The following is a 25161-nucleotide window of genomic DNA, read 5'->3' on the forward strand; positions in this document are numbered from 1 at the left end:
TCTCTGTGGTGAATGGGGTTTTCAAGAGCGGCTCACTCCTTATAGAAGGTTCGCCGGGGATAGTCGCAAGCATGCACATTCGACTTAGAGCCTATCCGAAAACCTTCCTCGGCAGCGGACACCCCCCTTCAATTCTCCCGTCGAGGGGGGGGGGACCAAGGGGGGTGTCGCAAAGTCCACAAAGGGGTTCGGATAGACTTTTAGAAAGAGGCGATAATGTCCTACAATATTCTCATCGTGGATGATTCTGGGTCAATGCGAAAGATCATCAAGAAAATCCTCCTCGTTTCCGGTTTCGACCTGGGGGAATGGTGGGAAGCTGAAAACGGGCAGGCAGCATTGAAGATACTCCAGGACCATTGGGTGGATTTAGTCTTATCCGACCTGCACATGCCCGTCATGAACGGTCTCGAATTATTGCAGGCCCTGAAAAAGGAAAAGAACTGGAGTGACCTGCCGGTGGTCTTCATTACGACCGAGTCCAACGAGAACCGACTGAATGAATTGTTGGCACTGGGTGCAAGGGGCTATATCCGCAAGCCTTTTCGCCCTGAAACAATTCATGCCCATCTATCTGAGATTATGGGGGAACCCAATGCAAAGGGAATGGCAATCAGCGATGAAGGATGCGATTTCTGAAGTCCTTGAGACCATGTTTTTCGTTATGGTGGATTTTCCACCTGCCGAAAAGAAAACGAATCAAAGCTACTGTGAATCACGCATCTATTTACGTCAAAACAGGAAACGGTTGGAGATCGGCCTTCAGCTGGGAGAGGGTTTTGCCAAAATGTTGACGGCAAATCTTCTGGGCAAACACGAACTTGAAGTGAATGCCGATGAACTCCAGGACGCCATGAAGGAATTGGCCAACATGGTGGGCGGAAGTTATTTGGCAAGGCTGGCGGATGGAAACTGGCAATTGGGAATCCCGCAATTTGTGTCGATGCTCAAAGAGGAGCGGACCTTCCCGGCGCAAATATCTCTCTCCTTTTTTGGAGAATACGTCGGGGAAGTCCATCTGTCGTCCGAGGTTTCCGGGTAAATCGGAATCACACCCACCGGCAGAGGATCGATCATCCTTTCTTGAGGAAACCCTCGCAGCAGAGGACATAATGAAATCGATTAAAGTTTTGGTTGTGGACGATTCTGCCATCGTTCGTAAAATCTTCACCCAGGAACTTTCCAAGCATGAAGACATCGAGGTCGTGGGGACGGCCCCGGACCCTTACATCGCGCGGGACAAAATCGTCAAATTGAAACCCGATGTAATCACATTGGATATAGAGATGCCGCGCATGGACGGATTGAGCTTTCTACGAAAGCTCATGAAATACTATCCCATTCCCACCGTTATCGTGAGTTCGCTGACTCCAAAGAACAGCGAAATGGCCCTGGAAGCCGTGGAATGCGGCGCGCTGGAAGTTCTGGCAAAACCCGGTGGATCTTATTCTGTGGGCGATATGAGCGTTCAACTGGTGGAAAAGATCCGCGCCGCGGCAAACGCCAAAGTCGTTTCTTTCTGCTCTCATACCGGTTCACCGGTACAAAGGGAAAAAAGAACCCTTTTTAGCGCAGCGCTGAAGCAAACGACAAACAAGGTCATCGCCATGGGGGCCTCCACCGGCGGCACGGAGGCCCTCAAGAGTGTTCTCTCACAGATGCCCCCCAACAGCCCGGGCATCGTTGTAGTCCAACACATGCCTCCACGATTCACAACGGCCTTCGCGAATCGGCTCAATGAATTATGCCAAATCGAAGTGCGGGAGGCAAAAAACGGCGATTCCATCGTTCCGGGATTGGCTCTCATTGCGCCGGGAAACTATCACATGGTGATGAAAAGAAGCGGCGCCCGCTACTATGTGGAAGTCGAGAGCGGCCCCCTGGTATGCCATCAGCGTCCTTCGGTCGATGTTCTCTTTCATTCCGTCGCAAAATATGCAGGGGCGAACGCTTTGGGAGTGATCCTGACGGGAATGGGAAGAGACGGAGCCAAGGGAATGTTGGAGATGCGCAGAGCGGGCGCATTCACGATCGCGCAAGACGAAGCCAGTTGCGTCGTGTTCGGAATGCCGAAGGAAGCCGTTCGAGAAGGAGCGGTGGAAAAGGTCGTTTCCCTGAATGACATTCCGAGCGCCATCATAACGTCCCTCACCTCCCGACAATGACAAACAAATGAATGTAATTTTTCCAGTTGGTTGGAATAAAAGCAGAGGAGTGAACCGTGGCTTATAAAGACATGACCGTTCTGGTTGTTGATGATTTTTCGACCATGCGTCGCATTTTGCGTAACATTCTACGGGACCTTGAGTTCAAGAATATCCTTGAAGCCGAAAATGGCGCCTCAGCTCTCGATATTTTGAATTCCCAGGAGGTTCATCTCGTTGTTTCCGACTGGAACATGCCCAAAATGACGGGCCTGGAGCTCCTAAAAAGTGTGCGGGCGACAGAGAAAATCAAAGATGTGCCGTTCCTGATGGTTACAGCGGAAGCGCAGAAGGAAAATATTGTCGAAGCCGTAAAAGCAAAAGTCAGCAACTACATTGTCAAGCCTTTTACGGCAGCCACTCTCGCTGAAAAGCTGGCAAAAATACTGCCCCCGAATTAGGGATGAACCAGGAGTGCAAGGATAATGAAATCCGAAGATACTGTTTTATCCCTCGATGAAATCCGGGAGCTACTCACAAATGGTGTCATCGCAGCAAGCGACGACCTCATGGGCATGGGGGAGTGTCTCAACCTGCTGGAACATGCGGAACAGGCATGCGATCTTTCGGAATCATCCAGGAGAAAAATACTCAAGCTCAAAGAAATCATCAACCGGCTCATACTCGATGAATCCAGAGATCCGGAGTCAGACTGGGGTACGGTTCAGAATTTGTTGAACGGTCTTTTTTCGAGTACCTCCGATGAAGATTCGCCGATGGATTTCGATCTGGATGATTTGGGAAACCTCGATCGATGCAGAGAGGAAATGATCCTTGAAGGCGATGCCCCTTCAAGCGAAACGGCGGAGACATATGACCCGGAATTGCTCAAGGATTTCATCGAAGAAGCGAAAGAGCATCTGGCATCCATAGAGATCAACATGCTCTCTCTTGAAGCGAACCCGGAAGACGAGGAAGCCATAAACGCCGTATTTCGTCCATTCCACAGCATCAAGGGGGTCGCGGGGTTCCTGAACCTGGGTGAGATTCATCATTTAAGCCACGAAGTCGAGAACCTTCTGGACGCAGCGCGCGCGGGCACCATTGTCGTCACGGAAAACATGATCGACATCGTTTTGAATGCCGTGGATATCCTCAAGGTGCTCCTCCAGGAACTGGAAAAATCTTCTGTCCAGGGAACCGGGATCGGCTCTCTTTCGCAACTGGTAGAGCCCTTCCTGGAAAAAGTGAGAAGCCTCCAATCGCCCGATGTTCAAGAGCAAAAACCCGCCACGAAGAAACTCGGTACGATCTTGGTCGAAAAAGGGCTTGTGGATGAAAAAGTCATACAAGAGGCAGTGAAGGCGAGCAAGTCAAAAGGGACGAAGCTGGGGGAAGAACTCGTTTGCATGGGTGCGGTCGATCCGAGGGACGTCTCCGAGGCTCTCGGCGAACAGCGCAAGATCAATGAAAATACAGCCTCTGTCCGCATAGATACTCAAAAACTGGACAATCTCGTGGACATGGTGGGAGAGCTGGTCATCGCCCAATCCATGGTCCTCCAGAACCCGGATCTGCAGAATATCAAGGATCAGAAACTCCAAAAAGATATCGCGCAATTGGGGCGGATTACCGCCGAACTCCAACGCATCAGTCTTTCCATGCGTATGGTTCCCATAAAGAGCACCTTCCAAAAAATGATTCGTCTTGTCCGGGATGTGTCCAAGAAAGCAGGCAAAAATGTGGTCTTGGAAATGAAAGGGGAGGAAACGGAGATCGACCGGAACATGGTCGAAGAGATTTATGAGCCGCTGGTGCACATGATTCGCAATTCCATCGACCACGGAATAGAGTCTCCCGAGGAAAGGACGGAAGCCGACAAACCGGCGCAAGGAACCGTTTTCCTAACAGCAGAGCAAAAGGGAGGCAATATACTCATCAACATTCAGGACGACGGTCGAGGGCTGGATGTGAAAAGAATCCATGCCCGGGCCGTGGAACGGGGCATTATCGGAGCAAATGAGCCTCTCGAAGAAAGGGAAGTGTATGATCTCATCTTTCATCCCGGCTTTTCAACCAAAGACCAGGTAACAGAAGTTTCGGGCCGGGGTGTTGGAATGGATGTGGTGAAAAAGAGCGTGGAAAGGCTGCGAGGTAAAATCGAAATATCCAGCTCAAAAGGAAATGGCACCCGATTCAACCTCAAGCTGCCCCTCACGATGGCTATCATTGACGGAATGATCGTACGGGTGGGTGAGGAACGTTTTGTAGTCCCCACCATAGCCCTCAAGGAATCGCTCCGGCCGGCTCGAGAAGCCTATCTGACAGTGCAGGGCAAAGGTGAACTGATCAAAGTGAGGGAACAACTCATGCCCCTCATCCGGCTTCATGAGATTTTTGAAGTGGAACCCCGATACCGAAATCCATGGGAAGGATTGCTCTTGGTGGTCAATGAAGACAATCGCTCGTATTGTCTGCAGGCGGATGAAATTATCGGGCGCCAGGAAGTGGTGATCAAAAGTCTCGGAACGACACTGCGTCATCTCGGCGGAATTTCAGGGGGAGCCATTCTTGGGGATGGAAAAGTTGCCTTGATCGTTGATGTCAAAGGTATCGTGAGTCTCTACGAGGACAAATTAAGATGATGATATCGGTAGAAAAAGAAGATTGGATCGAACTGATTCAAGCACTCAAGAATATCAGTGAAAAAACATCCTCATGGGTCGACGTGGAGAGCGATACCGAGGAGATCGCTGAATCTCAAAAGCTCCTGCAGTCTTTTCATACTACTGCCGCCATGTTGGGCCTCCAACAGCTGGAAGAGGCCGGTGTCGCCCTGGAAAAGTATTTGCTCAAGCCAAAGGAACCGGGGAGCAATGGAGAAGTTCCATCCAATTTCAATCTCGCTGTAGATGCCTTGCTGACCAGGCTCGAAAACACTCATGAAACGGAATATCACAACGTGTCGTGTGTTGAGGAAATCACCTCCATACTGGAGGGGGCTTTCCATGCTCCCCCGGAAAGCACAACCCTTGCGGAAAAGGATGTGCTCCCAACGCCGGAGTCTTTGACGGAATTATCCAAGGAAGAGACAAGACGGCAGGTAGCTGCTGGAGATGCGGATCACTCTGCCGCCGGTTTTGACGATCTGGATCAAATTGTATCCAAGCTCGGCGGACAGCTGATCATAAACAGGGAAACTGCTGAAAATGGAAAAGGGTCTTTCCAACTCCATTTTCCATCGGACCCGGACATCTTGAAACGCATCGGGACATTGCTGGCGCCATGCGACCCCAATTCGCAGTTTGCTTCACAATTGAACAATCGAGACACCAAAGTGGAGGCAATCCTGACCGGTATCAAGAAATTTATGAACGCTCTTTCCAGCGGCAACCTTGCGGAGGCCCAGGAGATCCTGCTTTCTTTCCAGGAAAAACAGCAGCAGGCAGGACTTTTTGTGGAGATAGGAACTCTGGCCAGAGACCTGCACAATTCCTTGAAGAGCTTTATGAACACTATGGATCCCGCCTTGAAGGACCTGGTTATGGACAAACTGCCGGACTCGGGCAACCGCCTGGAACATATTCTGCAAATCACGGAACATGCTGCGACCACCACCCTGGATCATGTTGAATCATTGCAGAAAAGAAATCAGATGGACCAGGCCAATCTGGAGAAACTCCAAAAGATTCTATCCGGCCTCAAAGCCATCGGGGAACCCGCTCAGGCTCGTCTCACGGATAGCGGTACCCTACTCGATCAACTGAGTGCTTCTGCCATTCAAACCCGTGATGATTTGATCACGATACTCACCGCTCAAGATTATCAAGATCTGACGGGACAGATCATCTTGAAGATTATCAATTTATTGAACGATCTCCAGCTCAAAATGGTGAATCTCATTCGAACTTTCGGGGTGGCGATCGATGATCGGAAGAAGACCCAGTCGGAAGAATTGTATGGACCAGCACATCAAGGAAAACTGGGTGCACTCCATTCTCAGGATGATGTGGACAACCTGCTGGCTGAATTCGGTTTCTAAGGGAGTTGGCGGATTCCAATATCCCGTTATTCGCCACGGAGACAAGGAGAGAACGGAGAAGATTTTGGAATTCTTAAGGGATTCCTCCGCGATTTCTGTGCCTCCGTGGTAAATGGGGATTTCAAGAGCGACTCACTCCCGCCCCCTCGCCCCTATCCCTAAAGACGGGCAAGGGGGGTATACTCTTTATGCCGCGTTCAAGGCAAGGCAAAGTTCCTGGGCGGTAAGGATCTTATCGATAGCCAGGAGGATCTTGACACGGCCATCGGTTTTGGCCATTCCCAGGATATAATCCGTATCCAGTTTGGTTCCAAATTGTGGAGTTTCCTCTATATCGTCATTCCTGATCTGCACCACCTCCGATACGGAATCCACAACGATACCCATCATGGTCGACCCGGAGTTGCTGAAAATCTCTACGACAATGATACAGGTGCGTTCGGTATACTCCTGGGAAGCCATTCCAAACTTGAGTCTCAGGTCTACCACCGGAATCACCTTGCCGCGCAGGTTTACAACGCCCTTAACAAAATCGGGAGTTTGAGGCACCGTTGTAATGGGCATCATCCCTATGATTTCTTTGACCTTCAGTATTTCTATTCCGTAGTCCTCATCTGCCAGGGTGAAAGTTAGATACTTTCCTCCTCTATCCATTTTGATCTTGCTCGTTTGATCTTCCATCCCGTTCCCTTCATGACGATGTTGAAGATTCGAAACCGCCAGGGCATTACACCCCGGCAAGGTCTTAGAGACTGTCTGAAAATTCCTCTGCCTGGGAGCCGAACCTGCTTCGACTCCCCCCTTGAGGGGGGCCTGGAGGGTGTCAAGATTTGGCGAACAGGAAAAACACCCCCCAAGCCCCCCCTCAAGGGGGGAATTTTGAGACAGCCTCTTACAGCAAAAATGCAAGGTCTGCATATCCTGAAGGTTTATCGGCATTGCCCGAGAAGGACTTTAACAAGGTTTTTCGAGGTGGTCAGAAACATCATCCCTGTGCCTGACGGTCTTCGAGCATTGCGAGCGCCATGCCCTTTTCTTCTTTAAATCTGGCCCTGACAGCGGCACGCACACTCGGAGTCGAAAGTCCGAACTTCGAAGCACGCATAGCATAAACGTTTTCTATTATTTGTTTTTCCGTGATCTCTTTTCCCGAAGATTGAATCCGCTCGACCGCCTCACTGAAAAGATTGGCCGCCCCATGAGGACCATGCTGAACGGCGGTGCTCCAAAGCACCTGTTGAAGCACTCCGGATTGTGCGCTGATATCCACACCGGTTTTTTCCTGAATTTCATTTAGAGCAACATTGTAATGAGATTCTTGAATGAATTCTTCCTGCAGTTTCTCGAAACGAACCGGATCTTCTTGTGCAATTCGATTCCATTCCCTGGGCATACTTCCGTCAGTGCCTCCCGTATCGGCAGGGCCCGATTCCCGAAGTCTTGCAGACCACTTAGGGGCATGCTTATCTAAAAATTCCAAAAAGTTCCGCAAGGTTCCCTGACGGGATGAAATCTGAAACATGCCATAGGAAGTTCCACCGTTTCTATCGTACCCTATGGCCCCCACGCCGGCGCTGCCCGATTCGAATTGCGCAGACAAGGAACCCAGGTCATAGGAGCTTTTACTGTGTGAATGAATGGGCGATTCCCCTGCAGCCGCCATAATCGGATTCCGGGACTTAAAATTCCCCATGCGGCCGGCCAGTTCGTAGGCTCTCAACACCATCCCGCCGCTCGAATGAGCCATCGCCTGCAAAAAGGCCGAAGTCGCCAACTCTGCGAGACCCCCGCTCTGATTCGGCAAAGAGACGGCATCGTTTGAAAACTGTAAGACTGCATTCCGGCAAATGAAATGTCCCAAGGGTGGCTCAATCCCACGGCCGCCATCCGCTCCCGATGATTCTCTCCCCATATCGGTGCCGACCCGATTCAACACGGCGTCAAACCGTTGTTCTCCTTTTGCATGCGGCAGGTAATTGCGAGTTTCGTCAACTTTTTCGCCGCTTGATCGTTGCCCTTGAGGAGCGGTGATTTTGAATGCCATGGATGACTCCTCTCTACAAATATCCTTGCTTGCCTTGCTGAATGAGAAAACGATTACAATACCAACACGTTGTTTCGGCCCCCGGTTTTCGCTTCATACAGGGCCCTGTCCGCACGATCAAAAACATCTTCCTCTTTCTGATCCAGGGGTTCGACCTGTGTCCCCCCGACGCTGATGCGAACGATTATCTGTTTGCCTTGATAGAAGAAACGGGTTTTTTCGATGGAAGAGTGTATCTTTTCGGCGACTTTTTTCATGGCTTCTCGATCTGTTCCGGGAAGGATTACAACAAATTCATCCCCACCGTAGCGACTCAAGAAGTCGGAAACACGCAAAATCCCCTTGACCTTGTTGATCACTTCCTTCAGACACAGGTCCCCCGCTGCGTGACCATAACTGTCGTTGACATTCTTGAAGTCATCCACATCCAGCAAGAGCATGGAAAAAACCTGCCCATAGCGGGTATAACGCTGAAATTCTTCTTTGAGCCGCTGTTCATAAGCCCTTCGGTTATGGATATTCGTGAGAGGATCAATGAAGGCTTCCCTCTCAAGATTCCTGGCCCTCTCCTGGATCTGATCGATTTCCGTTTTTACATTCTCTATTTTCTTTTGGAGTCCCCCCAGTTGCTCATGGGCCTCGGCCAGTCTTTTCTCGTCTTCTCGACGCTTCATTTCAAGAGCGGAACGGATCGTAGCTATTTTAGTGATCACCAGTTTTTTTAACTCACCCAAATCAGTACTGACATCCATGGACCGCTTCATATCATCCATCTGAGTTTCAATGATCAGATTGAAATCGGCATTTGCCTGGTGCGCCTGACGCCTGCCATTGAGAGAGGAAAAAAGATGACTTTCCATTTGTACGAGGTTTTCATTGATTTCTGAGATGAACTGAGCGATTTGCTTGCGCTCTTCTGAAATGCTTTTGATGGAAAACTCTATAAAGGCAAGAATGTCTTTTTTTATTGAAAAAAGTTGCGAAGGATCGGCACTGCGTTTGATTTTCTGTTGCAGTTCGGATAAACCGTTCACATCCCTTTTCCCCAGATCGTTTGTGACCACCTGAAGGACATCCAGGTAAATCTCTTGAAGTTCTTTCAGGTACAAGCCGCCGGGTTCTCCCGGTTCCCTGAGGTCCTTCGCTTTTTTGAAAAGTCTTCCCCAAACCGGGGAAGAGTGATTGGAGATAGCGGGGGGCAACAGATCCTCCTCACCCAACTTTACAAAGATTTCCTTTATATTGCTGAGGGACTTCTCGAGGTCGGCCAAATCTGTGTCTTTGAACAATAAGGATTTGAAATCGTTCAGGGCGCAGTAGAGCGAATCATTCGCCGATGCTTGAATCCACGTCAGGAAGGTGGACAAGGAACGTCTATAAAATGTTTGCAGTTGCTCCTTTTCCTCCTGAAGTTCTATCACGTGATTGAAAAGACGTTCTTTCTGAGACTTGAGGATAAGAATTTCATTCTTCATGGTTTTGAGTTCAGCTTTCGTTTGATCCGGACATTGTAAAGACAAACCATTGCAACAGGATATTTCCGATATCAGATGAAAAACATCCTCTCTCGCAGAAAGGGCCTGGCACAGAGAAGAAGATGCAAGCGGCCGGCGCTGTGCAGAGATCTCCTTTAAAGCTTCAATGACGATTTCCGACAACCTTCCCATATTTTTGCCAAGCTCTTGAGAATCCTGACCCCGCCCCATCGGCACTCCCTCATCCATCCCTTTGTCGGGTGGTCAAAGTCTTTTCCCTGCCCACCGTCATAGCCCCAGACATCACCCTGGTAGACAACACTCTGCTTTTGCCCACCAGACGGTAGAAGCCTCGTTGTCATTCTATGTCACCGGACTCACTTTGACCGGTTTCAATTCAAACAACTGACAGACCATTCCGGATGTCCCATGAACCAATGTATCGGGATACCGCCTGGAGCGTAGCCCCCAAGCCTTGCAGCCATACGGCAGGTTGCGATCCCATGTGATAAAAAAGTGCTTGCATTTTATACAGGTTATGTTTTTCATTCCTCACTTCTCATGCAAAATTATTGATTGAAAATTGTGTGAAGGGGGGCGCTTTTTGTTTCTGTCTGTCCCGGATCTCACCAATGTTAAAAAGCGAATTTCGTGCCATTTTAAGCGCTTGTCGACAAGCCATCCGCATAAATGAAGGATTTAAGAGATTGGAGGCTCGCTTCTCTTTGACCCGGGTAAACCGCATTTATTTTTTAAGTTTCCTATGCAGATGCCGATAATATTATCGTTGGAGGAGCTGACATGAGAATAACTTCCCATCTGGTGCAGAACGTAATTCGGAACTACAGCAAACAACTACAGCGTTCGAAACTTTCTGCCGGGTCGGACGTCCCTGACGCAGAACGCAAAAGAATGCCATCTGCAAATGTCAGCATATCTGAAGAAGCCGGACGGCAAATGATTTTGCAGCATTTCGCATCCCAGACGAAAGACTTGAATGAATCCACTTACTGTGACGGGAATGACCAACTGACAATCACACTTCCGATTCCTGTAGATTGAGAAACAATTACAAAATGGTTAAAAATACAAAAATAAGAATGGCCATTTCCCGGAAGAAACCAGTTGGACTGAGGAGAAAAAATCACATCAGACCCTTTGTGATGGAGAAAGTCTTGGGGCAAAAAGGAAAAAAATTCCTACCTTTCAGAGCGAACTTGCTCCATACTGTTTCCGGTAAGGCTTCCATCATCGCTCGGATACTCAAGAAAGAATTGAAGAGGCTTTACAACATGGACATCAAGCAACTCAACACCTATAGTGCTCCACACATCGAACGCCCACAGGAAACGTTTCTTCGGAACAAATTGGAAGACAATGAGTCGGAAAACAAGACTCCAATGGTGACGCAGGACCGTGTGGAATTATCCGATAAATACCAGGAAATGAACCGGCTGACGAAAGTCTCCATGGATCGGGAAGAAATTCGCACGGAGGTTGTAGACCATTATCGTAATCTCCTGAAGAATGACGCGTATTCGATAGATGCTGAAAAGATTGCAGAAAAGATGATCTCTGAGCTGTTTTGATTTTCAACCCCATACGATCACGAAACCGCCAAAAATCAACACGGCATGTCAGTAGATTGACAAACTGTTGGAGTTCAAAGCACCTGGATGTACGGCTGAAGCAGAGAGAATTCAGAGAATTCCTTGTCCCTATTTTCTTTTCCCGAGGCAGCGAAGCTTTCATGGCAACTCCCTTGTCTGCCCTTTGACGCTTCATAATGAACAGTTTCTTATCGTATATCCCTCTCATAAACGGAGCGGTTACAATAAAGAATGAAAAAGCGCAGATGGAAGATTGGATACTTATAGCGCGACAGGAATGGAACAAAGGAAGAGACGCGATTGTCTCCTCCTTTGTTCACCAAGAGATAAAGGAGTTGCAGAGAGAAAGCCGCCTACCCAGAGAGCAAGCAAATGATGTCTGAGTGTCTCACGCCATTCGCTTGAAAGTTCCCGCCATAAAATCAGATCATTGAATCCTCAGTACAGCTCTACATTGAAAGGTGAACAAAATGCGGTTGCCGTCACCCTGGTGAAAGCTGGGATCCAGAAAAGCTTAATTGACCTGGATTCCGACTTTCGTCGGAATGACGATGGATAGACTCCACCGATTTTGTACGCTTGTTTGTGTGGGGCTGCACTCAGCAAAGCTTATTTTACAAATACTGTGCCAAATTTAGGCCGTTGAGCATACTTGTGACTTGGAGCGCGGCCTGGTAGGCGGTTTGCTTTTGCTGCAATTGCAATATTGTTCGAACCATATCGGCATCCTCTATCTGTGACAGGTTGGACTTTTGTCCTATTTCCATATCATCCAGGAAGTTCTGCCGCCGTTCGAGACCTGCCAGGCGGGACCCGACTATAGAGGTTTGTTTGGAAAATCCTTCGATAGCCGTATCGATAAATTCCATCTCCTGGCTGATGGCATCCGTATCTCCATCCGCAATGGCCTTTCTGAGCTTGACAAGATGTTGCAAGCTGTTCTCCCCATCGCCTGCCGGGTCGTAAAGAAAAGTATCCGCTCCACTCACATTCACTTTCTGCTCACTGGATTCTCCCACCCGAACCGTGAAGGTACCTTCTAAATTACTCTCAACCGAAATGGGATAATTGCTGTTTGCAGCATTGGCTTCAGAAAGATCGAAAGGCGGTTGCCCACTGTTCACCGCAAAAAGATAGCGACCCTGATATTTCTGATTGCCAACCGATACGGCTTCTTCAAGGATCTGGTCCAATTCGGACAAATAGGCCGTGTCCTTTTCACTCAAAGTTCCATTGATCGATCCTATTGCGATTTCTTTTGCTCTTACAAACAAATCCGAAAGCTGATTCAAAGCATTCTCGGTGGCATTCCCCCAACTGACGGCAAAATCAATATTCTTGGAGTATGCTTCAAGTTTTTTTAGCCCTTGTTTGATATCCATGGACCCAGCCCACCCCATGGGATCATCGGAAGGCTTTGCCAGTCGTTTTCCAGATGAAGCAGCAATTGACAACTGTGCCAGGTCGGCATTCAGTCTGCCAAGATTTGCAGCCGTTCCTTCGTGGCTGGACGCTAAAGTGACTCTCATGGGTGCCCCCTCTTTCTTTTCTTAGAACCACCTATCCTTGGCAGCGAACATTCCCCTTCAATTCCCCCTCGAGGTGAGACTAAAGGCAATGCCGTTGACTTAACCAACTTTCGTCATTCCGACGAAAGCCGGAATCCAGGTCAATTAAGCTTTTCTGGACCCCGGTTTTCACCGGGGTGACTTTAAGTCAACAACATTGGGGACTAAAGGGGGTGTTCCAAAGCCCATAGGAGGTTTCTGGATAGGCCCTTGGTCCTTATACCATGTCGATAACGGTCTTGAGTAAGTCTGCAGTCATTTGAATTATTTTTGCAGCAGCCTGATAAACCTGCTGATTTTTGAGCATATCGACCATTTCTTCATCGATGGAAACACCTGAAACCGATTGTTGTTGCGCCTCCAGTTCACTCACCAGACTTCCGTAGAACTCCACTTTAGAATCGGCATCACTCTGTTGAATCCCTATTTTGTAATGAATGTTGCTCAAAAAATGTCCAAATGTGAAGTCGCCCAACTCGCCAAAGCTGATGCTTTCATCCTGCATCTTTGAAATTTCAAGTGAAAGTTCCGAAATGTTCTGAATCTCATTGTTGGTTTCCGTGGCCATGCTCTTCGCCAAATCCGAAACGACCTGAATACTTTCGGCTGGATTCCCAGAGCCTCCCGTTTCAAATACGGGGTATAAGGAATTGATTTGCTCAGCCAGGTTATCAGCGAAACTATTCAGCTGATCGAGTGAATCGTCTATCACATGCCGAGCTTTGATCAATCCATTCAGACTTCCGCCGGAAATCTCACCCTCCCCCGGCGAAGGTGTGACCGCCACTCCAGAGGAAGCAGCGGAATCGTAGTCGAAGGAACGATATTCAATCAGCTTTCCCTCCACGGAGTCGGTTGCCAGGGTCAGCTCTCCGGCTTTGTCGTGAGAGACAAGCACCACGGGGTCCGTACTCGAGTTTCTGTAATCGAGGGTAACCGTCAGAGACCCGTCCTGCTCTTCGCTATAGCGAATGGGGATGATTTCTGAAAGATCCTTGATCGCCTGATAACGTTGATCTCGAAGATCGTTTGCCGTCCGGCCCGGGTTTTCCGACAAACGAATCTCCGCGTTCATGGACGCTATCCGGTCCAAAAGAGCATTGACTGTGCTCTTTACTGAGCCATCGTTTCCGACCGCCCTTTCAAGTTCGCCATTGATGTCTTCCGCCAGACCTTCAAGATTATGGTAGGCACCATTGATCTCCTCCACCAAACGCTTTGCCGCTTGAGCGACCCCTTCTTTTTCCGTCTCTCCGGTCGGATTCCGGTGAAGCAGATCCCAGGACTCCCAAAACGAACCCAACGCACCTGAAATTCCCGATTCCCCATCGTCCGAAAAATATGCCTCTACCAGGCTTAAGTGAGAAGTCAGCGTCTCCGATTGCGATTTTTCAGAAATACTATTTACAAGACGCCGTTCGACAAACTGATCACGCTGCTGCACCACCGTGGCAACATTGGCCCCCATGCCAACCCAGCCGCCACGGAATCGATACGCCGGATTCGTACTCATGACAACTTTCTGGCGTGCATAAGCCGCATTGTCGGCATTGGCTATATTGTGCGACGTTGTCTGGATGGAAACCTGAGTATTCAGAAGCGTATTCTTGGCAACTTCCAGAGTAAAGTTCAGGCTACCCATGGCTATATCTCCCTGCTGACCCTGAGTCCCTTCAACGACATCTTACTGAGCGGATTCGAATTATTCCCGGAGTAGCTTCCTCCGACCAGGACGTTGAGATATTCCCGGCAGTATTCCAACGATCCTTCAACGAGAACATGATTCATACGGTTCATACGCTCGATCTCAAGGAGATTACCCATGAAAGTCTTGACACTCTCGCTTTCTCCCAGGGTGGTATCCTCCTCGCCAATCCTTTCGAGTTCTCCCAGCATCTGCGTCATACGCTGTATCAGAAATTCCTTTTCCGGAAGGAGCTCCAAAAGCCTATCGCTTTGAAAATGCTTCAAGGCTTCAAACTCTTCATGGAGTATCCGCATCAAGCTCTGAACCGTCTTGCTAAAGGCTTCCAAGAGGCTTGATTGAAACTCTGAAACATTGGAAGATTCCGGGTCGGATACATTCAGACAAGAGCGATTATCATGACTCATCAATGGATTACACTTTCTTTGAAGGATCAGAGATCAGATCGAAACATGCGGAATATAATTTACGGCACGAAAGATTTTGCCATCAAAGCACGCCTGTTCATGAATCTTCCCGACCATCCTTCTGAATCAAGGGTAAAAGTTGCCGATACAGAGTCTCTCCCAACCCTAACTCGCCGCTTTTGCTCATCATCCTTGCGACGGACTCGTTCATCATCCCTTCGTAGACCTCCCGCCCGGTGTCTGCAGATTCGGTGCTGAGGGAGTTCTGCCTCATATCCTTCAGGAGATTGTTCATCATGATGGCTTCGAAGCTCTGACAACACTCTTTGAGCCGGTTCTTTTGATTTTCCCCATCCCTGTTCGGTTCCGGATTCACACGTGACGCGCCGATTTTCAGCATCTTTTCCTCCATGACTTCACAAAACCGGATCACTTCTCCCTTTTGAAAATGATTTCGACTCTGCGATTCATCTCTCTACCCGCCTCAGTTTCGTTGGAAGCAATGGGATGCGAGCTTCCATAACCGCCCATGCCCATCTGCCTCGGATCCGTATCACATCGATTCAAGAGGAACTCAAGCACCGCCTGAGCCCGCGCCAGCGAAAGATCTTCATTGGATGCAAAGCTTTGCGTATGGATCGGAATGTTGTCCGTGTGCCCTTCAACAAAAACGGAATAGTTGGATTCACGAATAAAATCCCCTAGTTTCATTAGGATTGGAAAAGCTCGTGGATTGAGTGTTGCGCTCCCCTTTTCAAACAACAGCTTGTCTCCAAATATAAATGAGAATTTTCCCGTTGCACGGGATCTTTTCACCCATACGGCATTACCCGAGGAAACGAGAAGATTGAATTTTTGATCGGAAGAAACTTCTTCTTTTCTGACCTCGTCCAGGTCGCGAATATCCAGCACATAAACACTCTGCAGACTCTTGCAGAGGTCTTTGATGGCCAGGTCCCTCGGCAGAATGACGCTTTCATGGTCGTTATAATAGAGCGCGCCACTGGAGGCGGAAAAGTTGTTGAAGGCTATTCTGAAAGCGCGTTGGTTCAAGGAAGACATCGACAGGAGAAGAACGAAAAAGGTGAGAAGCAGAGTACACAGGTCGGAAAAGGTCACCAACCACGAAGCCTCTCCCCCTCCGTTGCCTTCCCCTTCCTGATTCTTCTTCTTTCTCACCCCGCCCCCATTCCTGTTTCAGGCTCTCTTCGCTACAAAGAAATTCAGAAGTTCTCTTTCGTTTCGTTCTTTTCAGCGGGAAACACTTGAAAGAAAAAATTCTTATAGCTGAATCCTTTCGCTGGAACCGATCTGACCTCCAGCAAAGCTTCAGGGATGATTTCATCCTTTCCAACAATGATATCCACCCGCTGATTTCGGCTGCCCATCTCCACTTGCTGTTCACTCTTCACGATGGGATAATAATAACTGAATCCATTGGCGATCATTTGTTCCTCAGGAACTCCAGCCTGCCCAAAAAAAGTGTAGATGACCTGTGCCCGCTTGCTTGAAAGGTACCAGGAACGCTCCTGTATGTGGTCTTTATAGATGCCATTTTTCAATATCTCGTGGATGTCTGTGTGCCCCTGAATCTCGATTTCCCTTTTTGTGGACTTCAAGTAACTCGCCAGGCGGATCAGATAGTCTTTAATTCCCGGGCAAATCTCTGCGGATTGAGGAAAAAAGAGGATCTTCTCACTGATGCGAATGATGATTCTGTCGTTTTCCTGAAGGACTTGAATATCGGCATCCACATTATTCTGCATGGTGATTTCTTTGAGCATTTCAATATCGACACCCTCGCTCTTATTGATGGGAGAAGTGAATTCCCGTGGATCCGAACCCTTCTCTTTGCCGATGGCGGAGCGCCCTCCACTGAGAAATCCAAAGGCGCCTACAAGGGAATCGAGAGCCTTCCGCTGACGCGTTTCATCGATGGTCGACATGCTCAGAAGAAGAACAAAAAAGGTCAAGAGCAAGGTGGTCAGGTCTGCAAAGGTAGTGAGCCAACTGGCCCCCGGTGAACTTTCTTCCTGCTTTTTTTTCCTGGCCATGAGGCAATACCCGGTTTAAATGAATTCAAGTTCAGCCTGCATCGCCCCGGCTGCGCGAATGGCTTGTAGAATGTTGATAAGATCACGAGGGGTAGCCCCAATGGCATTCAACCCCTTGACCACCTGACCGATGGTTACGCCTCCTCCCACAATGGATATATGCCCCTTCTCTTCTTCTACATTCACTTCGCTTTGAGGAACTACGACCGTCTGTCCCTTACCGAAAGGCTGGGGTTGAGAAACGCTGGGCGTTTCAGAGATCTGGACCGTCAGATTCCCATGGGCCACAGCCACAGGAGAAATCCGAACATTCTCCCCTATCACGATGGTCCCTGTCCGTTCATTGACCACAATTTTGGCTACTTCATCGGGTTGAACTTCTATGCTCTCCACCCGGCTGATAAGCCCCACAATATTTTGCTGATAGCTTTCCGGAACCTGTACCTTGATGGTCGCTGCATCCATTGCCTGTGCAACAGAGTCTCCCAAGGTCTCGTTGACTCTTTTAGAGACCTTATTGGCCGTGGAAAAATCGGGATTGCTCAATACCAGATCCAACTGCTGCAAATTACCATAAGGCACGGGAACTTCCTGTTCGACAAGAGCACCACCACTCACAAAACCGACTGTCGGGTGGTTTTTTTGCACTCCGCTCCCACTGGCCCCCGATACGCTGAAGCCACCTACAGAAATGGGGCCCTGGGCCACGGCGTAGGTTTTTCCATCGGGCCCCTGGAGCGGGGTCATCAGGAGGGTTCCTCCCTCCAGGCTCTTGGCGTCGCCTATGGAAGAAACCTGAACATCCACCCGGCTTCCTTTGCGCACAAACGACGGCAGTTTGGCTGTCGCCATGACCGCCGCTACATTTTTCACCTTGACCTGATCCGGATTGACATGGATGCCCATGTTGTCAAGCAGGTTTGCCAGAGTATTTACGGTAAACTGCGTTTTGTTGTTGTCGCCGGTGCCGTTCAATCCGACAATGAGCCCATAGCCGATCAACTGATTGGGGCGGTCTCCCATAAAGGAAGCGATATCTTTAATTCTCGCAGCGGAAGCAGGAAAGACATGGAACTGAAGCAGAAGAAACACGCTCAACAAAAGAAACAGATTTCGTCTGAACACCTCACACACCTCTTAGAAAGGGGAAACCAAATCGAAGAGCTGAAGCAGCCAGCCCGGTTTCTGTTGCTGAGTGAGCGGCCCCTTGCCTTCAAAGAAGATCTTGGCATCCGCAATATTTTGTGAAAGAACCGCATTGTTCCTGCTGATGTCATTGGGCCGCACGACCCCTTCCAAAACAATCTGCTGCATTTCATTGTTCACCTTGGTCCATCGCGAACCCCTGATGAGCAAATTGCCGTTTGGCAGAATATCCACGACTGTTGCCGTCATATACGCTGTCATGGAATCCGACTTGGACGTGCTGCCGGCTCCAGTAAAACCACTCCCGAATGTGCCCTCATACCCTCCAAATTCCACGGGATTGAGAATGGTTTTGTTGCCTGCAGTCAAGCCATTGAATTTGAAGTTGCCATTCATGGTCTTTTCCCGGCTGGTATCCGTCATTGACGACTTGCTGGCCTTGGATATTTCGCTGACCGTTATGGTGAGAATGTCACCGATCTTTCGAGCTTTAATGTCCTGGAACATGGAGCTATTGCCTTCCACCCACAAAGAACCGCTGGGAGGTTGTTGCACGGACTTATATTCCTGCACTATCGAAGGGGGTTGCGAGGTGGGGATGGTCATTTGCGCAGGAGGGACGGGATTCAAGGGAGGAGCTTCGACTTTGTGAAGCTGTTGAGATGCACACCCAAAAAAGAAGAACAGCAATAGGAATGGAAGGATTTTAACCGCCCTCGCCATGGAGAAATATCGACAGAAAAATGAAATCAATTCTAAGACTCGCTTCACCTGGGACATGAATCCCTCCGTGCTATCCCGTCAGGGAATCGCATAAACCGTTTCCCCATCAACGACTCTGCAATCGATCGTGCGCCTTGATTTTATGTTCGACACACGGATGGTAGCACCCTCGCTACCCTCTTCCAGACTCTTTCCACTTGCTGTCACGCGCAAACCTGGTTGTTCATACACAATGGTGACCGCATCACCACGCTTGAGGGCGAGAGGTTCATCGAAGTCCTCAAGCTTCAGGGGCTGCAAAAATCCCACATCCCGCAAGAGGCGCTTGCCGATCACCTGGTCCGATTGAGTAACAAAACCCACAGCCCCATCCGCTACATTGATGCGCTTTTCTTCAATATCTGAAGGCCCCACCACGCTATTGCGCTTCATGGGGTGGCGGGAGTGCAGAACATTCTGGTAGAGTTCCACCCGCCCCGATACTTTGGCGCTGTCGATCTTTTTCCCATCCACATAAAAATCGATTTCGACCGCTACATCGCCCAAACAACGCTCCCCGGGAGAGGCGTTTACTCTATAAGTGACTTCTCCCGCAGGCATTGACAGATTGTCGTCACACCGGATGTTGTTGATGACGATATCGCTCGCATCCCTGGAGATGCGAGCCAAAATGAATTCGCGAAAAATTTTCTCAATTTTTTCCCGGTGGATCTGAACCGATTCGCTGACCACGACGATTCGGTCGGGCAATCGGATCGTAAACTCCGACGGATCGTACCCGTGGTCGCTGAGAAACGTATTGAGATAACTGCGTAATCGATCACCTTGAACGAATTTCTCTTCACCCACTGCAGGACTTTGTCCGATGCTTTCCCGGCTCAAAAGAACCTTCAGATCGGCTGGAACCGTGTTTGAGTCAAAAAGATCCAACAAAGAGACATCTTTTCCTTTAACTTCCACTCTATCGAGCCCGTTCAACTCCTGACTGTAAGCCTGAGACTCACAGGGAAACGATGGCCACCACACACCACCCGGCAGTCCCCAGGAAATCAACTGCAAAACAAAAAAGAACATGAGGCTCTGCTGCAAGAGTGTTCCACCCATCGGGCTCACTTTCCTGATCATTATGCTTTTACATTATTTGCGATCTGGAGCATTTCATCCGAAGCCTTGATGACCTTGGAATTGGCTTCATAAGCCCTTTGACCAACAATCATATTGACCATCTCTTCTACGACATCGACATTGGCATTTTCCAGAAACCCCTGGAGCAGGCTCCCCAAGCCATCGCTGCCGGGCTGTCCGTCGGTCGCTTCCCCCGATGCCTCTGTAGGAACAAAGTAATTCTTCCCTATACTGGAAAGCCCTGCAGGATTGGGGAAATCCGTAATGTTCAGGGTTTCGTTGGCCACTACATTTCCCGCCTGATCTACCGCCGTCAAAGTTCCCCCGGCGTCGATATTGATGGTCGTAGCTGTCACGGGAATGGCGATCTCGGGCTGAAGACGGTTTCCCTCGGAATCACAAATGAATCCTTCTTCATTCAACTTGAAGGTGCCTGCGCGTGTATAGACCTCTTCCGATCCTCGCAACACCTTGAAAAAACCTTTGCCTTCAATTGCAAGATCAAGTTTGTTGCCGGTTTCCACAAAATTTCCCTGAGTGAAATTTTTCTGAACGGAAACGGTTTTCGTTCCCATACCCACCTGAACTCCCACTGGAAGCTGAGCATCATTGGAAGTCTTGGCACCTGGAGGTATAATGTTTTGGTACATCAGATCTTCGAAGTTGGCGCGGCTCTGTTTGTACCCCGTCGTATTGGCGTTGGACAAATTGTGGGCGATCACGTCCATATTCAACTGCTGTGCTCCCATACCGGTCGCTGCTGTCCAAAGACTGCGAATCATGCTTTCTGCCTCCTCGTTACTGGCTGCCCAATTTGTTGATCAATTGAGAATCTTCCTGTTGAAAAAATTGCAGCGTTTTTTGATAAGCCTCGTAATTTCTCTGGGTATCGATCATAAGCGCCATTTCTTCCACTGGATTGAAGTTTGCTTCCTCCAGTGATCCCTGCTGCACGATGGTATCCGGTGCCGGAACAGGCTGTACATTCTCTTCTTTGGGCTTGAAATAACCATTGTCTGTTTTTTCCAGCAACGAATTCTCAGAAAACTTGACTATATCGAGAGTATCCACCGCCGCATATTCACCATTTCCAAGACCATCGGACTCTCCCTTGTCAAGTATTTGACCATTTCGTTCTATGCGCACATCAGCTCCGGATAACGTGATGGGGCCATTTTGGCCCAACACCGGCCACCCTTCCTGTGTCACCAGAACATTGTCTTTGTTGAGGCTCAAATTGCCTTCACGCGTATAGACCGTTCCCTTGTCACTTTGTACACGCAGGAACCCTTCCCCGGAGAGCGCGACGTCAAGGGGCTGTCCAGTATTCCTCATATTTCCCTGATCCATTCGCGTGTAAGTCGTCTGGCGGATAAAATCACTGAAGTGGACATTGTCTTTCTTGTAGCCTGCAGTCTCGATATTCGAGAGATTGTTCGCAATCACTTCCAGACGTTTTTCCTGTTGTCTGGCTCCCAACACAACGGCATGAAGTCCTAATCGCATGGCCTTGCTCTCCTTTTGCATTCTTTAGAGAAGCAACGATAATGCCAGGAAATGAATTCCCTCGCATTGCCAGGTCTGAAGCCGGTACACGGCGATGGAAGCCCTCACACCACTAGAAGCTCTGCAATCCAAATTCAAAAAAAAGTCCGTTCGCAGGCAAGATTTTCCTCTTATCTTCTTCCTTAGGGAATTTCCTGCAAAAAGACTTATCGAGATCGATTCATATCTTCGGTCAGGACCTGATTTTCAGATTATTGTTCCGAATATTTCTCGAAAGGAAAAGACCGAATGACTTGCAGAGGATTTCAAGACGAAAAGCAAAGTAAAATCGGTAGGATATGAGCCTTGGGGAATAGATCGATTCAACGACTGGAGTACATCTTCTTAAGGTTCAGAATCAGCTCTACTTCTCCGAGCGGTTTCTGCAAGCGTTTGGCAATGGCTTCCGCCGCAAGCCCCTTATTGGCAAGTTTGAAGACCTTATCATGGTCATTGCCCTTTGGAGGAGCAAGAGGCGCAGGGTTATTGACAACCGCCACGGATTGTGCCCCTTCAAGACGTTTGCAGACCTTCTCCGCTTCATTCAAACGATCATCCAATTTAGCCAGGATGTTTTGGAGCAGCATCTTTCTCTCATGAAGATTTGCATCGAACTCCGTGGTGATAGCGGTGGTTTCTTCAAGTATTTTTTCCAAAGTCTGAATGAGTTCCTCCGCCCCGTCCAGGGGCCGCGAACGTCTCCCGAGAAGAAGGAACAACAGAATAATGAGCCCCACGTCCAGAATGATCTGCAACATGAGTGTAAAAGACATTTGGCTGCCGAACCAGCTTTGGAAAATTTCCATTCATATCTCCGGTTTTCGCTCACAACCGATCCAGCTTGATGATCTTGATCAATCGAATTCTACATTGAGGCAGCGTGTTTTTAAGATGATCGGCCAAAGCATTCTGCAAAATGTTTTCCCAATATTTATACGTGTTACGCACCGGCGCCTGTGCGAGTAGGAATTTATAGATCACATCCCGCAGTAGAACATTGCCATGCGAAAAAAAAATATAGGATTCCCGGCCTTCAAGCGTCAACTCCAGCTCAATGGAAACCAGATCTCTTTCCTCTTTGGACTGAGCCAGAAAAAAGAATTCCAGGTTTTCCACATACAACGGAACAGGAATCGGATATCTGATTATATTGGCCCCATCAGATGCCACTCTCTTCGATTTTGCCAACCCCTTGGAACGCAAAAATACCACACAGGCGATTGCCAGACCTATCACCAGGAAGGCCACAAGCCAGACGAAAAGGATCTTCCAGACGAAAACAGGCCGTTTCAGACCAACCTCATGGCTGGAGGAGGCCGGTTCGAGTGAAGATTCACATTCGGAAGAGGATTCCCCCGACAAATCGGGCGTAAAATATGGATCCAGTTCAATGCTCACCGAATCCTCTTCATCCTCTGACGGTTCATCTATCTCAAGGGAAAACCTTTCATTGGATGTTTCTTCCCCCTGAATCCCGACAAATTCCTCATCTAAATGCCTGCCTTCGGTAGATGCCTGGGGAAGTATTCTCTCGAATGCTTCATCTTTCACCTTTTGAATTTTTCCTTCAATCGCATACAGTTTTTTTCATCAAAATAATCTTGAGGTTCCAGCCCATCCTCATGGGATCTTCCATACTCGTGCGCGTCCTTTCAATGAACTCCCATGGCCGGAACGGTCACAACGAAAAATGAAAAAGGCAAAGAGATGCAAGCCAATATGGAAAGCGGGAAACGCTCTTGAAAGGCGATGTTATTATGAGCCATGAGCTATGAACCATGAGCCTTTTTTCATATAAACTTCGTTCAAGAAACAGTCTGTTCACACCACTGATCCTGCAATCGGTCCGGAAGGTCTTCCCTCTTGAGCTTCCTTGCCAGCCGACTGCGCAGTTTTAGAATCGCTTTCGTATGAATCTGGGAAATACGCGATTCCGTGTAATCCATGACCGCGCCGATTTCTTTCATGGTCAATTCTTCATAATAATACAGGGCCAACAACTGCTGTTCTTTTTTGGAAAGACTGCTGATAGCCTCTGCAAGGTGTTTCTTCAGTTCTGCCCGATACGTCTTCTGGAAAATTTCATCTGATTCCGAGGGCAACGTACCATTGATTTTACCTTCCCCCACCGCATCAAAAATGTCTTCGGGCACTAGAGAAATTCCCTTGATTTCATCCAATAGCTTGAAAAGTTGCTCACAAGAAATCCGGAGCTCGGCGGCAATTTCCTCATCCAGGGGAGCGCGCCCCAGTCTTTGTTCCAGGAGCAGACAGGTCTTGGAGAGCTCATTGCTTTTTTGACGGAGCGAGCGCGGCACCCAATCCATGGCCCGGATCTCATCCAACATGGCCCCCCTTATACGAATCTTGGCATATGAAGAAAAAGAAATCCCCTGGCCGGGATCAAACTTCTCAAAAGCATCGATCAACCCAATCATCCCCGAATTGATCAGATCATCTGCAGACACATGAGCCGGAAGTCTGGCAGCCAATCGCAGCGCCATATATTTCACGATGCCGGAATGCTTGATTATGGCCTCTTCTCGGTCCATGGATTCTTGAGATGCAGCGTTATACTGGGATGGGTAGCAATTTCTGCTCAAGAGCTGTGCGGGGCGTTGCATCTGAGAGGAATTCTTGCACTGAAGTTCTTTTGGCAACATAGGATTTTTCTTCATTCTGGGGTTATACATTCAATAACCTTTTCCAAAAAAACTGAATGGTTCCCTGGTTGATACGAGGAGGAATCTTTTCAATACGATTGGCAACCATGTGAAAGGCTTTCGAGGCGGGTGAATTTGGAAAGAGATCCAGCAGAGGCCTCTGATGCAAAACCGCTTTTTGAATATTTGGATCGTGAGGAATACTCCCCAGATAATCCAAGGAGAGCCCATCCAGAAAGTGGTCCGCCACTTTGCTTATATTCCCGAAAATCACCTTTCCCGCTTTCTCATCTTCCACAGAATTCGCAAGGACCTTGAAATAACGCTCTCCATGGCGGGTGAAGAGCACTTTGATGAGGGCATATGCATCAGTGAGGGATGTGGGTTCGGGGGTCACTACCACGATCCTCTCCTGAGCCGCCAGATTGAAATAGAGGACCGTATCGGAAATGCCGGCTCCCGTATCGATGAGCAGAATATCGATCTCCGTTTCCAGGTCTTCCAGTAATTCGAGGAAGAGCAGTTTTTGTTCGTCGGAGAGTTGAGTCAGTTGCTGCACCCCGGAAGATGCCGGCATGATACGGATATTGCCCGGCCCTCTCACCAGGACTTCGCTGAATTTCCTGTTGCCTGCAAGTACATGACTGACGTTGAACTTCGGTGTCAGCCCCAACAGAAGGTCTATATTCGCCAGCCCGAGATCGGCATCCATAATCAGCACTCGCTTTCCCAGCTGATCGAATGCCAGGGCCAGATTTACCACGATGTTGCTTTTTCCAACCCCCCCCTTCCCACTGCTGACAGTCATCACACGTATCGATTGATGCCCGGGAGACAGGGGGTGCGAAAAAGAGCTTTTCCAGCGGGCTTCCCGCTCTCTTTTGCTACGCAAGCCCAATGCTTGATCCAT

26 protein-coding genes are annotated in these 25161 nt (G+C 48.9%); 8 read left to right on the top strand and 18 right to left on the bottom strand.

Translation table 11 applies throughout. From position 1 onward, the window contains the following. The first annotated feature begins 216 nt into the window (after positions 1–216). From QMG16_RS04850 to QMG16_RS04875, 6 genes are all read left to right on the top strand, one after another. Complete coding sequence (locus QMG16_RS04850) at positions 217–639, top strand: response regulator (RefSeq protein ID WP_281792596.1); 423 nt, start codon at positions 217–219, stop codon at positions 637–639. Next, positions 620–1042: a chemotaxis protein CheX gene (locus QMG16_RS04855; protein ID WP_281792599.1), complete on the top strand. Its 423-nt coding sequence runs from the start codon at positions 620–622 to the stop codon at positions 1040–1042. Before QMG16_RS04850 ends, QMG16_RS04855 begins: the two co-directional genes overlap by 20 nt. A 70-nt stretch (positions 1043–1112) precedes the next feature. After that, positions 1113–2165 (top strand): protein-glutamate methylesterase/protein-glutamine glutaminase, encoded by a 1053-nt coding sequence (locus QMG16_RS04860; RefSeq protein ID WP_281792601.1) that lies wholly within the window; start codon positions 1113–1115, stop codon positions 2163–2165. A 71-nt stretch (positions 2166–2236) separates the two neighbouring features. Continuing rightward, positions 2237–2605: a response regulator gene (locus tag QMG16_RS04865; RefSeq protein WP_373878710.1), complete on the top strand. Its 369-nt coding sequence runs from the start codon at positions 2237–2239 to the stop codon at positions 2603–2605. 24 nt (positions 2606–2629) lie between these two features. Next, complete coding sequence (locus QMG16_RS04870) at positions 2630–4789, top strand: chemotaxis protein CheA (protein ID WP_281792604.1); 2160 nt, start codon at positions 2630–2632, stop codon at positions 4787–4789. Next, positions 4786–6186 carry a protein phosphatase CheZ gene (locus QMG16_RS04875; RefSeq protein WP_281792605.1) on the top strand — a complete coding sequence of 467 codons (1401 nt, stop codon included), beginning with the start codon at positions 4786–4788 and terminating at the stop codon, positions 6184–6186. The genes QMG16_RS04870 and QMG16_RS04875 overlap by 4 nt, the downstream gene beginning before the upstream one ends. 186 nt (positions 6187–6372) lie before the next feature. On the opposite strand, the gene QMG16_RS04880 is transcribed toward QMG16_RS04875, so the two are convergent. The 3 genes from QMG16_RS04880 to QMG16_RS04890 all read right to left on the bottom strand — a co-directional run bounded on the left by QMG16_RS04880 (position 6373) and on the right by QMG16_RS04890 (position 9936). Next, a complete protein-coding gene (locus tag QMG16_RS04880; RefSeq protein WP_281792607.1) occupies positions 6373–6867 on the bottom strand; it encodes a chemotaxis protein CheW in 495 nt (164 codons plus the stop codon). Positions 6868–7171: 304 nt separating this feature from the next. Further along, complete coding sequence (locus QMG16_RS04885; protein ID WP_281792609.1) at positions 7172–8230, bottom strand: VgrG-related protein; 1059 nt, start codon at positions 8228–8230, stop codon at positions 7172–7174. Between the two features lie 53 nt (positions 8231–8283). Further along, a complete protein-coding gene (locus QMG16_RS04890) occupies positions 8284–9936 on the bottom strand; it encodes a GGDEF domain-containing protein (RefSeq protein ID WP_281792611.1) in 1653 nt (550 codons plus the stop codon). 570 nt (positions 9937–10506) lie between these two features. Between QMG16_RS04890 and QMG16_RS19530 the strand changes: the two genes are divergently transcribed. Then, complete coding sequence (locus QMG16_RS19530) at positions 10507–10767, top strand: DVU0524 family FlgM-associated protein (RefSeq protein WP_373878654.1); 261 nt, start codon at positions 10507–10509, stop codon at positions 10765–10767. A 113-nt stretch (positions 10768–10880) separates the two neighbouring features. Further along, positions 10881–11294: a flagellar biosynthesis anti-sigma factor FlgM gene (locus QMG16_RS04895; RefSeq protein WP_281792613.1), complete on the top strand. Its 414-nt coding sequence runs from the start codon at positions 10881–10883 to the stop codon at positions 11292–11294. 635 nt (positions 11295–11929) lie between these two features. Here QMG16_RS04895 and QMG16_RS04900 read toward each other — a convergent pair. The 15 genes from QMG16_RS04900 to QMG16_RS04970 all read right to left on the bottom strand — a co-directional run bounded on the left by QMG16_RS04900 (position 11930) and on the right by QMG16_RS04970 (position 25161). Next, on the bottom strand, positions 11930–12844 hold the full coding sequence (locus tag QMG16_RS04900; RefSeq protein ID WP_281792615.1) for a flagellin N-terminal helical domain-containing protein: 915 nt from the start codon (positions 12842–12844) through the stop codon (positions 11930–11932). Positions 12845–13100: 256 nt separating this feature from the next. Further along, the gene (gene flgK / locus QMG16_RS04905; RefSeq protein ID WP_281792617.1) at positions 13101–14525 is read right to left on the bottom strand and encodes a flagellar hook-associated protein FlgK; all 1425 of its coding nucleotides are present in this window, start codon (positions 14523–14525) and stop codon (positions 13101–13103) included. 2 nt (positions 14526–14527) lie between these two features. Continuing rightward, a complete protein-coding gene (gene flgN / locus QMG16_RS04910) occupies positions 14528–14995 on the bottom strand; it encodes a flagellar export chaperone FlgN (protein WP_281792618.1) in 468 nt (155 codons plus the stop codon). 97 nt (positions 14996–15092) lie between these two features. Then, entirely contained in the window at positions 15093–15395 is a 303-nt protein-coding gene (locus QMG16_RS04915) for a rod-binding protein (RefSeq protein ID WP_281792620.1), read from the bottom strand. Between the two features lie 29 nt (positions 15396–15424). After that, positions 15425–16174, bottom strand: a complete 750-nt coding sequence (locus QMG16_RS04920) for a flagellar motor protein MotB (protein WP_281792622.1) — start codon at positions 16172–16174, stop codon at positions 15425–15427. 44 nt (positions 16175–16218) lie between these two features. After that, entirely contained in the window at positions 16219–17049 is an 831-nt protein-coding gene (locus tag QMG16_RS04925; RefSeq protein ID WP_281792624.1) for an OmpA/MotB family protein, read from the bottom strand. Between the two features lie 15 nt (positions 17050–17064). Next, entirely contained in the window at positions 17065–18174 is a 1110-nt protein-coding gene (locus QMG16_RS04930; protein WP_281792626.1) for a flagellar basal body P-ring protein FlgI, read from the bottom strand. Between the two features lie 12 nt (positions 18175–18186). After that, positions 18187–18750, bottom strand: coding sequence for a flagellar basal body L-ring protein FlgH (locus QMG16_RS04935; protein WP_281792628.1), 564 nt, complete (start codon positions 18748–18750; stop codon positions 18187–18189). 246 nt (positions 18751–18996) lie between these two features. Further along, on the bottom strand, positions 18997–20022 hold the full coding sequence (flgA, locus tag QMG16_RS04940; protein ID WP_281792629.1) for a flagellar basal body P-ring formation chaperone FlgA: 1026 nt from the start codon (positions 20020–20022) through the stop codon (positions 18997–18999). 20 nt (positions 20023–20042) lie between these two features. Next, complete coding sequence (gene flgG / locus QMG16_RS04945) at positions 20043–20825, bottom strand: flagellar basal-body rod protein FlgG (RefSeq protein ID WP_281792631.1); 783 nt, start codon at positions 20823–20825, stop codon at positions 20043–20045. 16 nt (positions 20826–20841) lie between these two features. Beyond that, positions 20842–21549 (bottom strand): flagellar hook-basal body protein, encoded by a 708-nt coding sequence (locus QMG16_RS04950; RefSeq protein ID WP_281792633.1) that lies wholly within the window; start codon positions 21547–21549, stop codon positions 20842–20844. A gap of 362 nt (positions 21550–21911) precedes the next feature. Continuing rightward, entirely contained in the window at positions 21912–22394 is a 483-nt protein-coding gene (locus tag QMG16_RS04955) for a DUF6115 domain-containing protein (RefSeq protein ID WP_281792635.1), read from the bottom strand. A 19-nt stretch (positions 22395–22413) separates the two neighbouring features. Then, positions 22414–23139 (bottom strand): hypothetical protein, encoded by a 726-nt coding sequence (locus QMG16_RS04960; RefSeq protein ID WP_281792636.1) that lies wholly within the window; start codon positions 23137–23139, stop codon positions 22414–22416. Positions 23140–23393: 254 nt separating this feature from the next. Continuing rightward, positions 23394–24251 carry a FliA/WhiG family RNA polymerase sigma factor gene (locus QMG16_RS04965; protein ID WP_281792638.1) on the bottom strand — a complete coding sequence of 286 codons (858 nt, stop codon included), beginning with the start codon at positions 24249–24251 and terminating at the stop codon, positions 23394–23396. 22 nt (positions 24252–24273) lie between these two features. Then, positions 24274–25161 (bottom strand): MinD/ParA family protein, encoded by an 888-nt coding sequence (locus tag QMG16_RS04970; RefSeq protein ID WP_281792640.1) that lies wholly within the window; start codon positions 25159–25161, stop codon positions 24274–24276.

Source organism: Desulforhabdus amnigena, assembly GCF_027925305.1.
GTDB classification, from domain to species: domain Bacteria; phylum Desulfobacterota; class Syntrophobacteria; order Syntrophobacterales; family Syntrophobacteraceae; genus Desulforhabdus; species Desulforhabdus amnigena.

Coding starts and splice junctions, on each gene's coding strand:
- QMG16_RS04865 (WP_373878710.1), top strand. CDS start 2,237: ATGACCGTTCTGGTTGTTGATGATTTTTCGACCATGCGTCGCATTTTG.
- QMG16_RS04860 (WP_281792601.1), top strand. CDS start 1,113: ATGAAATCGATTAAAGTTTTGGTTGTGGACGATTCTGCCATCGTTCGT.
- QMG16_RS04950 (WP_281792633.1), bottom strand. CDS start 21,549: ATGCGATTAGGACTTCATGCCGTTGTGTTGGGAGCCAGACAACAGGAA.
- QMG16_RS04915 (WP_281792620.1), bottom strand. CDS start 15,395: ATGCTGAAAATCGGCGCGTCACGTGTGAATCCGGAACCGAACAGGGAT.
- QMG16_RS04925 (WP_281792624.1), bottom strand. CDS start 17,049: ATGGCCAGGAAAAAAAAGCAGGAAGAAAGTTCACCGGGGGCCAGTTGG.
- QMG16_RS04970 (WP_281792640.1), bottom strand. CDS start 25,161: ATGGATCAAGCATTGGGCTTGCGTAGCAAAAGAGAGCGGGAAGCCCGC.
- QMG16_RS04875 (WP_281792605.1), top strand. CDS start 4,786: ATGATGATATCGGTAGAAAAAGAAGATTGGATCGAACTGATTCAAGCA.
- QMG16_RS04965 (WP_281792638.1), bottom strand. CDS start 24,251: ATGTTGCCAAAAGAACTTCAGTGCAAGAATTCCTCTCAGATGCAACGC.
- flgA (WP_281792629.1), bottom strand. CDS start 20,022: ATGGGTGGAACACTCTTGCAGCAGAGCCTCATGTTCTTTTTTGTTTTG.
- QMG16_RS19530 (WP_373878654.1), top strand. CDS start 10,507: ATGAGAATAACTTCCCATCTGGTGCAGAACGTAATTCGGAACTACAGC.
- QMG16_RS04890 (WP_281792611.1), bottom strand. CDS start 9,936: ATGGGGCGGGGTCAGGATTCTCAAGAGCTTGGCAAAAATATGGGAAGG.
- flgG (WP_281792631.1), bottom strand. CDS start 20,825: ATGATTCGCAGTCTTTGGACAGCAGCGACCGGTATGGGAGCACAGCAG.
- QMG16_RS04850 (WP_281792596.1), top strand. CDS start 217: ATGTCCTACAATATTCTCATCGTGGATGATTCTGGGTCAATGCGAAAG.
- QMG16_RS04880 (WP_281792607.1), bottom strand. CDS start 6,867: ATGGAAGATCAAACGAGCAAGATCAAAATGGATAGAGGAGGAAAGTAT.
- QMG16_RS04855 (WP_281792599.1), top strand. CDS start 620: ATGAAGGATGCGATTTCTGAAGTCCTTGAGACCATGTTTTTCGTTATG.
- QMG16_RS04955 (WP_281792635.1), bottom strand. CDS start 22,394: ATGGAAATTTTCCAAAGCTGGTTCGGCAGCCAAATGTCTTTTACACTC.
- flgN (WP_281792618.1), bottom strand. CDS start 14,995: ATGAGTCATGATAATCGCTCTTGTCTGAATGTATCCGACCCGGAATCT.
- QMG16_RS04870 (WP_281792604.1), top strand. CDS start 2,630: ATGAAATCCGAAGATACTGTTTTATCCCTCGATGAAATCCGGGAGCTA.
- QMG16_RS04885 (WP_281792609.1), bottom strand. CDS start 8,230: ATGGCATTCAAAATCACCGCTCCTCAAGGGCAACGATCAAGCGGCGAA.
- QMG16_RS04900 (WP_281792615.1), bottom strand. CDS start 12,844: ATGAGAGTCACTTTAGCGTCCAGCCACGAAGGAACGGCTGCAAATCTT.
- flgK (WP_281792617.1), bottom strand. CDS start 14,525: ATGGGTAGCCTGAACTTTACTCTGGAAGTTGCCAAGAATACGCTTCTG.